Origin of the sequence: Streptomyces sp. GDS52 (assembly GCF_052246875.1) — a bacterium.
Classification (GTDB): domain Bacteria; phylum Actinomycetota; class Actinomycetes; order Streptomycetales; family Streptomycetaceae; genus Streptomyces; species Streptomyces cathayae.
The window spans coordinates 1,034,796-1,048,412 of record NZ_CM125966.1; the positions used below are offsets into that span (position 1 = coordinate 1,034,796).

Below are 13,617 nucleotides of genomic sequence, written 5' to 3' on the forward strand. Positions count from 1 at the left end.
CCGTTCACTCTCGCACGGGGCGGACCGCGACACGGTGGCCTCTGGGCCTCTGGGCCTCTAGCCCCGGTCGGTGCCGGCGACCGATGCCCCCTGCCGCTGCCGGTCCGACGGCTCGTCCGCGATCGAGACGGTCAGGTCACGGCCGCGGGTCTCCTTGATGACGAGGACCGTGACGGCGGTGACCACCGAGGCGGCCGCGAGGTAGAGGGCGATGGGCGTCGAAGTGCCGAAGCGCCTGAGGAGCTCGACGGCGATGATCGGGGCGAGGGCGCCGGCGAGGATCGAGGCGAGCTGCGAGCCCACGGAGGCCCCGGAGTAGCGGACCTTGGTGTCGAACATCTCGGAGATGAAGGCGGCCTGCGGTCCGTACATGGCGCCGTGGAGCAGCATGCCCACGGTGACCGAGAGGGTGATCACGGTGAAGGACTCCGTGTCGACCAGGGAGAAGAAGGCGAACGCCCAGCCGGCCATGCCGACCGCGCCGATCAGCGTCACGGGCCTGCGGCCGATGCGGTCGGAGAGCGCTCCCCACAGCGGGATGGTGACGAAGTGGACCGCCGAGGCGATCAGGACGGCGTTCAGCGCGGTGCTCTTCGGCAGTTCCAGGTGGGTGGTGACGTAGACCAGCAGGAAGGAGGTCACGATGTAGTAGGAGATGTTCTCGCCGAACCGGACGCCGATGGCCCCGAGCACCTCGCGCCAGCTGCGGCGGAAGACCTCGACGACGGGCGGTTCCTCCTTGGCCCCCTGGACGGCGGACGCTTCGGCCTTGGCCTGGGCGGCGAGGAAGACCGGGGACTCGGACACCGAGACGCGGATCCACAGTCCGATCAGGACCAGGACGCCGGAGAGCAGGAAGGGGATGCGCCAGCCCCAGGACTGGAACGCCGCTTCGGACTGGACGGAGGCCAGCACCGCGAGAACGGCGGTGGCCAGCAGGTTGCCGGCGGGGACGCCGCACTGCGGCCAGGAGGCCCAGAAGCCGCGGTGCTTGTCGCCCCCGTGCTCGGAGACGATCAGCACGGCGCCGCCCCATTCGCCGCCCAGGGCGAAGCCCTGGATCAGGCGCAGGACGGTGAGCAGGATCGGGGCGCCGACGCCGATGCTGCCGTAGGTGGGCAGCAGACCCATGGCGAAGGTGGCGCCGCCCATCATCAGCAGGCTGAGCACGAGCAGCTTCTTACGGCCGATCTTGTCGCCGTAGTGCCCGAAGACCATGCCGCCGATCGGCCGGGCCAGGAAGCCGATCGCGTAGGTCATGAAGGCGAGCAGCGTGCCCACCAGCGGGTCGCTGCTGGGGAAGAAGAGGGTGTTGAACACCAGCGCGGCGGCGGAGCCGTAGAGGAAGAAGTCGTACCACTCGACGGTGGTGCCGATCAGACTCGCTCCGACGATGCGGGCGATGCCGCCGGAGCGGGGCTCGCCCGGCTTGGCGGTTGTGGTCTCGGACATGGGTTCACCGATTCTCGGGTGAGGCGTGGGTGCGGGGACGGGCGTGGGGGGCGGTCTTGGGGCGGGGCGGCGCAGGGGCGGCGCCCGGTGCGGCGGGTCAGCTGGCTCCCCAGCCGCCGTCGAGGGGCAGTGAGGTACCGGTGATGTAACTGCTGTGGTCGGCGCACAGCCACAGCGCGGCCGCGGCGACCTCCTCCGCCTCCAGCAGGCGTTTGATGGGGGAGCGGGTCAGCAGCACATCGGTCAGGACGTCGTCGGGGCTGATCCCGTGCGCGGCGGCCTGGTCGCGGATCTGGTTCTCGACCAGAGGGGTGCGGACGTAGCCGGGGTTGATGCAGTTGCTGGTCACACCGTGGGCGGCACCCTCGAGCGCGGCCACCTTGCTCAGGCCCTCCAGCGCGTGTTTGGCGGTCACGTAGGCGGACTTGTAGGCGCTGGCCCGCAGTCCGTGGACGCTGGAGATGTTGATCAGCCGGCCCCAGCCCTGCGCGTACATGTGCGGCAGGCTACGGCGCATCAGCAGGAACGGGGCGGTGACCATCACCTGCTGGATGAGGGCGAACCGCTCCGGCGGGAACTCGGTCAGGGGCGCCACGTGCTGCAGGCCGGCGTTGTTGACCAGGATGTCGACCTCGGTCGGCAGCGTCTCGATCGCGGCCGGGTCGGCCAGGTCGACCACGTGCGCCTCGCCCCCGATCCCGGCGGCGACCTCCTTGGCCGAATCGGCGTCCCGGTCGACCACGTGCACGGTGGCACCCGCGGCGGCCAGCGCCGTGGCGCACGCCTTGCCGATGCCGCTGCCGCCACCGGTGACCAGAGCGGTCCGGGACGTCAGGTCCACGCCGGCGCCGGACGGCGCCGAGTGGGCGGTGGGAGGAGGGAATTCGCTTGTCATGGCCGGAAACAGTACGGACGCCGCCCAGACACACCTATGTATGCGACCCACACAGTAAGGGCTGCTTCTGTAGCGACCCCATCCACAAGGCTAGGCGTGGCATGACGTGCTCCGTGGACCGGGCCCCGCGGCGGCCATCGCCGGCAGGGCAGGAGGGGCCGACGGCGCGGTCGGTGGCCGACCGACCGCGCCGGGGCCGACACGGCGGCGGCTTCCGGGCCGCCACCATGACGGGCACGGGACCGCGGGGGGTGCGGGGAGGCGTCCACGGTCATGACCGGCCCTGCGCCCTGCGTCAGTTGCAGGTTCCGTCCGCGACGGTGAAGTGGCCGACGGGCGACTCCCTCAGGGTGCGGGTGACGAACACGTTGTACAGACCCATGTTCTGTCCGGAGCCCTTGGCGTAGGTGTAGCCGCCGCTGGTGGTGGCGCGTCCCGCCTGGACGTGGGCGTAGTTGGTGGCGGTCCAGCAGGCGGTCTCACCCCCGGTGGTCCGCACGGTGACCGCGCCGGAGGACCGTCCCGGCCTGCCGTCCGCATCGCGGGCGGCGACCGCGTAGGTGTGGGAGGAGCCCGCGGTCAGGCCGGTGTCGGTGTAGGACGTGGCGCCTGCCGTGGCGAGCGGGTCCGGGGCACCGTCGCGGTAGACGACGTAGTCGCCGGCGCCGTCGACGGCGTTCCAGCTCAGGCGGACGGTGGTGTCGGTGGTGTCGGTCGCGGCCAGGCCGGTCGGGGCCGGCAGCCTGTCGTCCTCGAAGGGTTCCGTCAGGCCGAAGAACTGGGCGATCCAGTGGCTGGAGCAGATGGAGGCCTGGAAGTTGACGGTGCCGGTGCTGCCGCACTGCTGGGGCCCGCTGCCGGGATCGACCGGCGTGGCGTGCCCGATGTCCGGGACCCGGTTCACCTCGACGGCCACCGAGTCGTCCGCGGCGGCGTACTCCTCGTGCCGGGTGGAGTTCGGGCCGATCACGGACGTGCGGGTCGGCTTCTGGGACAGGCCGTGCAGTGCGGTCCACTGGTCGCGCAGCTCGTCGGCGTTGCGCGGGAGGACCGTGGGGTCGTTGTCACCGTGCCAGACGGCCACCCGGGGCCAGGGTCCGGACCACGAGGGGTTGGCGTCGCGGACCCGCTTCGCCCATTGGTCCGGCGTCAGGTCGACTCCGGGGTCCATGCACTTCAGGGCGGCCATGACGTCGCCGGCGCAACCGTAGGGCAGACCCGCCACGACCGCGCCGGCCTGGAAGACGTCCGGGTACATGGCGAGCATCACCGACGTCATGGCACCACCGGCGGACAGGCCGGTGACGTAGGTCCGCCCGGCGTCCGCGCCGTAGGCGGAGACCGCGTACGCGGCCATCTGCCGGATCGACGCGGCTTCGCCCTGGCCCCTGCGGATGTCGGTGCTCTGGTACCAGTTGAAGCACTTGTTCATGTGGTTCGAGAACGTGGTCTCGGCGAACACCACCAGGAACCCGTGCCGGTCGGCGAGTTCGGGCAGACCGGAGTTGTCGGCGTACATCTGGGCGTTCTGGCTGCAGCCGTGCAGCGCGAACACCACCGCCGGCTCGGCGGGCAGGGACGCGGGCCGGTAGACGTACATGTTCAGCTGGCCCGGGTTGGCGCCGAAGTCGGTGACCCGGGTCAGGCCGACCGCGGCCTGAGCGGTCGGCGCCGGACCGACCAGGGCGGCCACGAGGGCGAGGACCACGACGGCCACGAGACGGGACAGCGGTCCGCGCCACCCGCGCCCCGCCGGGCGCGGCAGCGGATCGGCGGGCGGCGCGGACGAAGCGCGGGACAGCGGGGCGACGGCGCCCCGGAAAGGCGACGGTTGCATGGCGGCTCCTCGGTGCAGTGGGGACACCGGGTCGCTCCATGGGCGTGGGTCGGCCGGAGCGGCCCGGTGTCCGGCACCGTAGGGTCCGTTGAACGTGCAACGATATGGCAGGGAGCACCACAGCCTGCCTGCCACGATGTGGACCCGAACCGGTTGTGCCGCCGGGAGGCATCTGCTACTCAGACACCGGCGACCGTCTCCAGCCGCTCGGGAACGCGCAGGTCGGCCCCGGTCGCGGCGCGTACCTCGTCGACGCCGACACCGGGAGCGAGTTCGGCCAGCGAGAAGCCCTCCGGCGTGATGTCGATGACGGCGAGATCGGTGATGACGCGCTGGACGACCCCGGTGCCGGTCAGCGGCAGCTCGCACCGCTCGACGAGCTTGGGGCTGCCGTCCTTGGCGGTGTGCTCCATCAGCACGATGACCCGGCGCGCCCCGTGCACCAGGTCCATGGCACCGCCCATGCCCTTGATCATCTTCCCCGGGATCATCCAGTTCGCCAGGTCTCCCGAGGACGACACCTGCATGGCGCCCAGCACCGCGGCGTCGATGTGCTCTCCGCGGATCATGCCGAAGGACAGCGCGGAGTCGAAGAACGACGCCCCGGGCAGGGTGGTCACCGTCTCCTTGCCCGCGTTGATCAGGTCCGCGTCGAGTTCCTCCTCGAGCGGGTAGGGGCCGACGCCGAGAATGCCGTTCTCGGACTGCAGCACCACCTCGACTCCCGGCGGAAGGTGGTTCGGGATCAGTGTCGGCAGGCCGATGCCGAGGTTGACGTACGTTCCGTCCACCAGTTCGCGGGCCGCCCGGGCCGCCATCTGCTCGCGCGTGAGCGCCATGTCAGGCACCGCCTTCCTGTTCGGTCCGCACACACCGTCGTTCGATCCGCCGGGTGGCGGTCGGGTCGTCGGGGAGGACCCGGACCACCCGCTGCACGAACACCCCCGGCAGGTGCACCTCGTCCGGGTCCAGTTCGCCCGGCTCCACCAGCTGCTCGACCTCGGCGACGGTGACGCGCCCGGCCATCGCGGCCAACGGGTTGAAGTTGCGGGCCGAGGAGCGGAACACCAGGTTGCCGTGCCGGTCCCCGACGGCCGCCCGCACCAGGGCGTAATCGGTTCTGATGCCCTCCTCCAGCAGGTACTCCCGCCCGTCGAAGACCCGGGTCTCCTTCGGCGGCGACGCCACCGCGACCTGCCCGTCCGCGCCGTACCGCCAGGGCAGTCCGCCCTGCCCGATCTGCGTCCCGACCCCGGCCGGTGTGTAGAACCCCGGGATGCCCGCCCCGCCGGCCCGCAGGCGTTCGGCCAGCGTGCCCTGCGGCACCAGCTCCACCTCCAGTTCCCCGCTGAGGTACTGGCGGGCGAACTCCTTGTTCTCGCCCACGTACGAACTGGTCATACGCGCGATCCGGCCGGCCCGCAGCAGGAGCCCCAGCCCCCAGTCGTCCACCCCGCAGTTGTTGGAGACCACCTTGAACCCGCCGGCCTCCCGCTGCAGCAGTGCGGCGATCAGCGCGCTCGGTATGCCACACAGGCCGAACCCGCCGACGGCCAGCGACGCCCCCTCGGGGATGTCCGCCACTGCCTCGTCCACGCTGCCGACCGTTTTGTCCAGCCCCATACGGCCCCTCTCCATCAAGGGGCGCGTACCGCCCCGAACAGCCGGAACACGCACAGGGTGTGGCCTTCGTGTGCCCCGGCATCCATCGACGTGACGACCCTAAGGACGCACCGAAGCCCACCGACATGGCCGCCACCACCACCTACCGCCCGGTCCATGTGTGGCTCACCCCCAGGCCCCCAGCACGGGAGCCCCCTCGCTCACACCCCCCATGCGGCCGATCACTATGGCGCCGCCCACCACACCCGTAACCGTCATCCACGCTTCCGCCGTGCTCGCTCGACAGACGCCCTCAGACCACCCGCAGAACACACTCCTTCTCCCTTCGAAAAGGCTGCTGATCACCTGCACCACGTAAAGGGGCACGACCGTGCTGCGGGGCGGGGGGCGGTCATGGCTGCACGTCCGCCAGTGGGTTGGGGATCGGGCGGTAGCGGGCGGCGGCGCCGTCGGCGTCGGTCCAGCGGAGGAGGAGGTTGGTTTTGGCGGGGAGGGTGGGGGCGGTGAGGAGGGCGGGGGTCTCGGGGAGGGGGTGGCGGGCCAGTTCGCGGCGTACGGCGGGCCAGGGGTCGAGGCCGGGATGGTGCTCGGTGAGGGCTGCGGCGATCTCGGTCAGGTGGTTGACGATCAGGCAGTACACCAGGCGTTCCCAGCCCGCCGCCCTGGGCACCTCCGGCAGGAGTTTCACACCCTCGGCGTCCCGGTACAGGGCCTGTACGGGCGTGCCGTCGGTGTCGACGGCGATCAGGGTGTTCTGCAGGTGTGCCTCCAGGACGACTCCGTGCCGGGCGAAGGCGGTCAGGGCCGGGGGGACGGCCTGGGCCAGGTAGGCCTCCCACCAGGTGGCGGGGGTCGCGGTGGCGGTGAGCGGGTTGCCGTCGTACTCCTCGGCCAGGGCGGCCGCGAGGTGGGGGGTCGCGCCGGGGAGCAGGTGGTCGCGCAGGCCGTCGCGGACGACCACGGCCAGTTCCTCGAAGGCGAAGTCCGCGGTGCGGTGACCGCGGTCGCTGAGCCAGGCCGCCGGGCTGTCGAAGGCGGCGAACGCCTCGCGTACCGCCGTGTCGGTCCTGCGGAGCTTCAGCAGGTCGTGGCGCCACAGGCGGCGGATGTCGTTGGTGATGCGGACGTCGAGGCTGAACTTCAGGAACAGGTCGCGTGCGGGTGCGTACACGGTGCGGATCGCGGCCGTGGGCCAGGTCGGGAACGGGGTCGTGCCCAGTCGGAGCAGACGGCCGTCGGCGAAGGCAGGGGCGAGGGCCCGGGCCGTCAGCTCCAGCTGCCAGGGGTGGGCGGGCAGCAGGCGGTAACCGGGCGGGGCGGTGCCGAGCCGGTCGAGGGCCGAGGTGTCGCCCTCCTCGACGACCGTGTCCTCGCGCAGTCCGAGCAGCGTCAGCGGGAAGCGGGCGTACGCCTCCGGCGCGTACGGCAGCCAGTTCGCCGTGGGGCCGCCGCCGCGCGCCTTGGGGGCGGGGTGGTGGGTGTGGCCGGTGAGCAGGGACTGTTCGGAGCGGAGGTAGGGGTCGACGGGCGGAGCCGTCCGGGTCCGTGCCGCGAGCAGCGCGGCCACCGCGTCCCTGCTGTCGGTCATCTCGGCGGGCAGCTCGTGGTTGGGCAGGCCGGTGTGCCGGCGCAGCTCCTCCGCGACGAGTTTCACCAGGTCGGTGTGGTCCACGCGGTGCCAGGCGTCGTCCACGCGGACCTCGGGTGCGGCGGGGCGGCGGGTGCCGCGGACCCGCAGCAGGCGGTCGACGCCGGGCAGGCGGTACGTCCGGACGTCCGGGCCTGCGTCCGCGTCCGGCACGGGGTGTGCCACCTCGCGCAGCAGGCAGTTCAGCAGCGGTACGGCCGCGTACGCGTCGGCGCGGGCGGCGAGCCCGGCGGCGTGGTGGGCGCCGGTCGCCGCGTCGTCGTCTGCGGGCGGGGGCATGAGGTCCACGCGTTCCACTGTTTCCCAACGGTCTGTCCGGACGGGGACGATCAGTATGTCCGTCGCGGACCGCCTGTTCGTCCCGCAACGCTGTGCGTACCCGAGGAGCCCGCCCGTGCACCGTCCCCCCACCGCCGAGGCCGAGATCGCCGACGGGCTGGCCGCCGTACGGCCTGCTCTGCTGCCCCGGTACGCGGCCGCGCTGCCAGGGGCCCGCGCTGCCGTGCTGACCCGGCTGTGGCGCGGCCTCGCGCACGATCCGCTGCCGTGGATCACCGGCCGGGAGCCGCACCGGGACGGGCTCACCCTGCGGCTGGCGGACGGACGGCGGCTGCACGGCCCGCGACCGGATCCGTATGCGACCGCCGCGTACGTCACCGTCGTCCACCTGGACGAGGTGGCGTACGAGGATCCGGCGCTGTTGATGACGCGGCTCGCCGTACCGCGCTCGGCGGCCTTCGCCGTCGAACTCGCTCACAGTGCCGCCTCGTTGGCGCTGTCCCGGGCGGGCGAGCCGGCGGGTGGCCCGGACGGGTGGCCCCGGTGGGACTGGGAGTGGGAGCAGCGGGTGGTCGACGGGCATCCGTTCCATCCCAACTGCCGTTCCCGGCCCGGTTTCTCGGTCGCCGAGCAGTTGGCGTACGGGCCCGAGCACCGGCCGGTCGTGGAGTTGGGGCTGGTACCGGTACCGGCCGACGGCTGTCTGGTGACGGGGGTCTGGCCGGAGTGGCTGCGGGACGGGGGGCGGGTGGTGATCCCCGTGCATCCCTGGCAAGCGGCGCATGTGCTCAAGCGGGGAGAGCCCGGAGAACCCGGAAAAGAGGAGCGGGAAGGCCCCGCCCGGCGGGTCGCCGCGCATCCGCTGATGGCGCTGCGCACCCTCGCCCTGCCCGAAGGCCCGCACGTCAAGACGGCGTTGAGTACGCGGCTGACGTCCTCGGTGCGGGACATCTCGCTCGGTTCGGTCGCCGCGTCCGCGGTGCTGTCCGCCTTCGGGGAGTCGGTGGCCGCGCGGACCGGCGGGCTGCTGCACATCACCCGCACCCTGGGTGCCGCGGCGGCCGGCTCCCCCGATCTGGCGGCCGTGGTGCGCGAGTCGCCGCAGGAGTACGTGTCGGCCGGGGAGCGGGTGGTCCCGGTGGCGGCGCTGGCGGCCACCGGGGTGTCCCGCTCCCCCGCCTGGAGGGCCCGGTTCGCGCGGCTCGCCCTCACGGTCGGGCTGCGGCTGCTCGATCTGGGCGTGGCGCTGGAGGCGCACGGTCAGAACCTCCTGGTGGTGCTGGAGCCGGACGGGGAGCCGGTGCGGCTGGTCTACCGCGATCTGGCCGATCTGCGGGTCAGTCCCGAGCGGCTGACACGACACGGCGTCCCGGTGCCCGAGCTGCCCGCCCGTATGGTCACGGACGACGAACGCGCCCTGCGGCGGAAGCTGTTCGGGTCGCTGGTCGCGGGTGCGCTGGCCGGTACGACGGGTTCGGGCCCGGCACTCCGGGCCGCGCTGGAGACGGCCGTACGGGATCTGCCGCGCACCCCGGACCTTGCCGCCCTGCTCGGCGAACCGCTGCCCGCCAAGGCCCTGACGCTGATGCGGCTGTCCCCCCGCGCAGCCGGGGACGAATGGGCCGAACTTCCCAATCCCCTCCAGGTATAGGGGCCTTGCGGGCCCCGCTTCGGGACGGGCCGCCTCCGATCAATAGGATCCCTCGATGATCAGAAGAAAATGGCCGGCAGCGGGCGTCGGTGTCCTGCTCGCCGCTCTGACGGCCGGGCTCACCTTCCCGACCGCGGCGGCCGCCGGCGAACCCACGGGCCAGGACGCGCCCCAGGTCGACCTCGTCCTCGATGTGAGCGGTTCGATGCGGACCAAGGACATCGACGGCCAGTCCCGGATGGCGGCGGCGAAGCAGGCGTTCAACGAGGTGCTGGACGCGACGCCGGAGGGGGTCGAGCTGGGGATCCGGACCCTCGGCGCCGACTACCCCGGCGACGACCGCAAGGAGGGCTGCAAGGACACCGCACAGCTCTACCCGGTCGGTCCGCTGGACCGTACGGAGGCCAAGACGGCGGTGGCCACGCTCACCCCGACCGGCTGGACCCCGATCGGCCCCGCCCTGTTGCAGGCGGCGGACGACTTCAAGGACGGCAACGGCTCCAAGCGCATCGTGCTGATCAGCGACGGTGAGGACACCTGTGCCCCGCTCGACCCGTGCGAGGTGGCCCGGGAGATCGCGGCCAAGGGCATCGGCCTGACCATCGACACCCTGGGCCTGGTGCCGAACGCCAAGCTGAGCCGGCAGCTCAGCTGCATCGCCGAGGCGACCGGCGGCACCTACACCTCGGTCCAGCACCAGGACGAACTCGCCGACCGGGTCAACGAGCTGGTGGACCGTGCGGCCGAGCCGGTGGTGACGCCGGTCGCGACCGAGGGTGCCGCGTCCTGCGCCAAGGCGCCGACGCTGAAGTCCGGTCTCTACACGGACCGCGAGGAGTTCGGGCAGCAGCGCTGGTACCGCGTGGACGTACCGGCCGGCCAGGAACTGCGCGCGTCGGTGAGTGTGGCGGCCGACCGGGCGGTGAACCCGGACTACGGCGTGCTGCTGCGGGCCGTCACGGTGCACGACCGGGAGATCGTCCGCGGCGAGGCCACGGGCAACGGCCGTACGGACGTCCTGTCCACCGGCCTGCGCTACCCGAAGCCCGCATCGGACGCCGACGACGACAACGGTGACGACGGCGGCAAGCCGGCCACCGAGACGGTGTGCCTGGCGGTGACCAACTCGTTCTCGCCGGGCTCCGGTGTGAAGACCACGCCCGGTCTGCCGCTGGAACTGACCATCGACGTCGTCGAGGGTCCGGGCGAGTCGAGCGACGTGGCCTCCTTCGGCCTGGGCCGGGGCTGGTGGCTGCTCGGCGCGCTGGTCCTCACCGGCTTCCTCGCCGGTCTCGTCTGGGGCTGGCTGTCCCGCTGGCGGCTCGCGGTCTGGAGGACCCACTGATGCGTATCACCCGCTTGTTGGGCGCCGCCCTGCTCACGTTCGGTCTGGCCGCGGCCGCCGTGGCCCCCGCGGCGGCCGACTCCACCCCCTCCCCCGGTGCGTCCGAGGACGCGGCCGGGCCGACCCGCGCGGGCACCTCGTTCCGTACCGCGACGGAGTTCGAGCAGGGGCAGACCGCCACGGCACGTGCCTCCGTCGGCGACTACCTGTACTGGTCGTTCCCGGCGGACGCGGGGCAACGCCCCACCGTGCGGGCGACGGTGAAGCTGCCCGAGACGCACGCCGCCGAGACCTGGCGGGTCGACGTGTACGACGGTCTGCGCCGCCGCCAGGCCTGCCAGTACGGCGCCCAGACCCGCACGGCACCGGCGGACGCGGCCTCCGTGGAGCTCGCCTGTGTGCTGCGCACGGTCCGCGCCTGGTCGGAGCCGTGGGCCGACGACCCGCTGCCGGGCACGTATTACGTCCGGCTCACCGCGGTGAACCTCTCGGCGTCCGACCTGGGCCAGTCGGTGGACGTCGAGGTCCGGGCCGAGTCCAAGGACATGGGCGGCGCCGCGGCGGTGGACGGTTCACTCGCCGAGCCGCTGGTGCCGGGCATCGCGCTGCGGGCGGAGGCGGACGGCGAGGGCGACGAGGAGAAGTCGCCCTCGGCCGTACTCGCCGCTCTCGAGCCCGAGGACGGCTGGACCTCCGGCTGGTGGTCCGACCGCTGGGTGTGGACCGCGGTGGGCGGTGCGCTGGCCTCGCTGGCGGGTGTCGCCGGCTACCGGCTGACCCGTGGGTCGGGACGGCCGTCCCGGGTACCGCCGGGTGCGTGACGGTCGGCGGGTGACCAGTCGACAGGTGACCATCGGCAGCGCGTGACGCCTGCCCGGGAGGCCCGCCTCGTGCGGGCCTCCTTGCGTTGCCGGTGCCGTCGCCTTTCCGTCACGCCTCGCGGAGTGCCTTGGCGAGCGGGCCGTCGCCGCCCACCTCGATCCGCCCGTCCCGCACCGCGTCGGCCACGGCCGCCTCGCCGCGGCTGATCGCCGTACAGGTGTCGGCGTCGAGGGCCAGTGTGGCGTCGGGCTCCCCGGGAGCGGGCCCGTCGCCGTAGACGGCCCCGCTCCCGGCTCCGACGTGCAGGTGGAACCTTCCCTCGTCCAGCCGGACTTCGACCAGTCCCCCGCCCGTCTCCTCGTCCAGCCCTTCACCCTCCAGGGCCCGCAGCAGCGGCAGCGCGAACCAGTGCGCCCGGACCGCGTCGGTGGGCCGCCGCTCCCCCAGCACGCCCTGCCCCCATGCGCCGAGCGCCTGGAGCACCGGCGTCAACTCACGCCCCCGATCGGTGAGTTCGTACACGAAGGCCGCGCCGGGCGGGGGCAGCCGCCGGCGGCTGGTCAGCCCGTCGCGCTCCATGTCCTTCAGCCGCGAGGCCAGCACGTCCGTGCTGACGCCGGGCAGGTCCGCGTGCAGGTCGGTGTAGCGCCTCGGGCCGGCGAGCAGTTCCCGGACGATCAGCAGGGTCCAGCGGTCACCGACGGCGTCGAGCGCACGGGCGGCGGAACAGTACTGGTCGTAGCTTCGGCGAGGTGACATGCGACGCAGTGTAGACAAGTTGTTGGACTTTCCAAGCTCTCACTTGGTAAAACCAAGCAATCAGCACCGGACACTTGAGGGGAAGCGGCGCATGGAGTTCCGGCAGTCGAGCAAGCTCAGCGAGGTCTGTTACGAAATCCGCGGCCCGGTCATCGAGCACGCGAACGCGCTGGAGGAGGCGGGGCACAGCGTGCTGCGCCTGAACACCGGCAACCCGGCCCTGTTCGGCTTCGAGGCGCCGGAGGAGATCGTCCAGGACATGATCAGGATGCTGCCGCAGGCGCACGGCTACACCGACTCGCGGGGCGTCCTCTCCGCCCGCCGCGCGGTGGCCCAGCGCTACCAGACCCTGGGCCTGGAGGTCGACGTCGACGACGTCTTCCTCGGCAACGGCGTCTCCGAGCTGATCTCGATGGCCGTCCAGGCGCTCCTGGAGGACGGCGACGAAGTCCTGATCCCCGCGCCCGACTTCCCCCTCTGGACGGCGGTGACCACCCTCTCGGGCGGCAAGGCCGTGCACTACCTGTGCGACGAGCAGGCCGACTGGTACCCGGACCTGGACGACATGGCCTCGAAGATCACGGACCGTACGAAGGCCGTGGTCATCATCAACCCCAACAACCCCACCGGCGCGGTCTACCCGAAGGAGGTCGTCGAGGGCATCCTCGACCTGGCCCGCCGGCACGGCCTGATGGTCCTCGCCGACGAGATCTACGACCAGATCCTCTACGACGACGCCGTGCACCACTCGGCCGCCGCGCTCGCCCCCGACCTGGTGGTGCTCACCTTCTGCGGACTGTCGAAGACCTACCGCGTGGCGGGCTTCCGCTCCGGCTGGCTGGTGGTGACCGGACCCAAGCAGCACGCGAAGGACTACCTCGAGGGCTTGACCATGCTGGCCTCCATGCGCCTGTGCGCCAACGCGCCCGCCCAGTACGCCATCCAGGCCGCGCTCGGCGGCCGCCAGTCCATCCGCGAACTGACCGCGCCCGGCGGGCGGCTGCACGAACAGCGGGACGTGGCCTGGGAGAAGTTGAACGAGATCCCCGGCGTGAGCTGCGTGAAACCGAAGGGCGCCCTGTACGCGTTCCCCCGCCTGGACCCCAAGGTCCACAAGATCCACGACGACGAGAGGTTCGTCCTGGACCTGCTGCTCCGGGAGAAGATCCAGGTCGTCCAGGGCACCGGCTTCAACTGGCCCTCCCCCGACCACTTCCGCATCCTCACCCTCCCCCACGCGGAGGACCTGGAGGCGGCGATCGGCCGCATCGGCCGGTTCCTGAGCGGATACCGGCAGTAGGGACCG

General features: G+C 72.3%; 11 protein-coding genes. 4 read left to right on the forward strand and 7 right to left on the reverse strand.

From position 1 onward, the window contains the following. Window positions 1-57: 57 nt before the first annotated feature. The 6 genes from ACTWJ9_RS04675 to ACTWJ9_RS04700 form a co-directional block, all read right to left on the reverse strand. Window positions 58-1,452 carry an MFS transporter gene (locus ACTWJ9_RS04675; protein ID WP_387036623.1) on the reverse strand — a complete coding sequence of 465 codons (1,395 nt, stop codon included), beginning with the start codon at window positions 1,450-1,452 and terminating at the stop codon, window positions 58-60. Window positions 1,453-1,549: 97 nt separating this feature from the next. Next, entirely contained in the window at window positions 1,550-2,347 is a 798-nt protein-coding gene (locus ACTWJ9_RS04680) for a 3-hydroxybutyrate dehydrogenase (protein ID WP_387036621.1), read from the reverse strand. A gap of 295 nt (window positions 2,348-2,642) precedes the next feature. Then, complete coding sequence (locus tag ACTWJ9_RS04685; RefSeq protein WP_387036619.1) at window positions 2,643-4,184, reverse strand: extracellular catalytic domain type 1 short-chain-length polyhydroxyalkanoate depolymerase; 1,542 nt, start codon at window positions 4,182-4,184, stop codon at window positions 2,643-2,645. A 179-nt stretch (window positions 4,185-4,363) separates the two neighbouring features. Next, window positions 4,364-5,023 (reverse strand): CoA transferase subunit B, encoded by a 660-nt coding sequence (locus tag ACTWJ9_RS04690; RefSeq protein ID WP_387036617.1) that lies wholly within the window; start codon window positions 5,021-5,023, stop codon window positions 4,364-4,366. 1 nt (window position 5,024) lies between these two features. Next, the gene (locus tag ACTWJ9_RS04695; RefSeq protein ID WP_279332899.1) at window positions 5,025-5,807 is read right to left on the reverse strand and encodes a CoA transferase subunit A; all 783 of its coding nucleotides are present in this window, start codon (window positions 5,805-5,807) and stop codon (window positions 5,025-5,027) included. A gap of 391 nt (window positions 5,808-6,198) precedes the next feature. Beyond that, window positions 6,199-7,752: an IucA/IucC family protein gene (locus ACTWJ9_RS04700; RefSeq protein WP_387036615.1), complete on the reverse strand. Its 1,554-nt coding sequence runs from the start codon at window positions 7,750-7,752 to the stop codon at window positions 6,199-6,201. A gap of 97 nt (window positions 7,753-7,849) precedes the next feature. Here ACTWJ9_RS04700 and ACTWJ9_RS04705 point away from each other — a divergent pair, with 97 nt between their 5' ends. The 3 genes from ACTWJ9_RS04705 to ACTWJ9_RS04715 are packed head-to-tail and all read left to right on the forward strand — an operon-like array spanning window position 7,850 to window position 11,551. Continuing rightward, a complete protein-coding gene (locus tag ACTWJ9_RS04705; RefSeq protein WP_443295237.1) occupies window positions 7,850-9,385 on the forward strand; it encodes an IucA/IucC family protein in 1,536 nt (511 codons plus the stop codon). 55 nt (window positions 9,386-9,440) lie between these two features. Continuing rightward, the gene (locus tag ACTWJ9_RS04710; protein WP_279332901.1) at window positions 9,441-10,730 is read left to right on the forward strand and encodes a VWA domain-containing protein; all 1,290 of its coding nucleotides are present in this window, start codon (window positions 9,441-9,443) and stop codon (window positions 10,728-10,730) included. Then, window positions 10,730-11,551 carry a hypothetical protein gene (locus tag ACTWJ9_RS04715; protein WP_387036612.1) on the forward strand — a complete coding sequence of 274 codons (822 nt, stop codon included), beginning with the start codon at window positions 10,730-10,732 and terminating at the stop codon, window positions 11,549-11,551. The genes ACTWJ9_RS04710 and ACTWJ9_RS04715 overlap by 1 nt, the downstream gene beginning before the upstream one ends. Window positions 11,552-11,660: 109 nt before the next feature. Here the strand turns inward: ACTWJ9_RS04715 and ACTWJ9_RS04720 are convergent, their stop codons facing one another. Beyond that, the gene (locus ACTWJ9_RS04720) at window positions 11,661-12,311 is read right to left on the reverse strand and encodes a winged helix-turn-helix transcriptional regulator (protein WP_443295238.1); all 651 of its coding nucleotides are present in this window, start codon (window positions 12,309-12,311) and stop codon (window positions 11,661-11,663) included. Between the two features lie 91 nt (window positions 12,312-12,402). Here ACTWJ9_RS04720 and ACTWJ9_RS04725 point away from each other — a divergent pair, with 91 nt between their 5' ends. Next, a complete protein-coding gene (locus ACTWJ9_RS04725; protein ID WP_279332905.1) occupies window positions 12,403-13,611 on the forward strand; it encodes a pyridoxal phosphate-dependent aminotransferase in 1,209 nt (402 codons plus the stop codon). Window positions 13,612-13,617 lie beyond the last annotated feature (6 nt).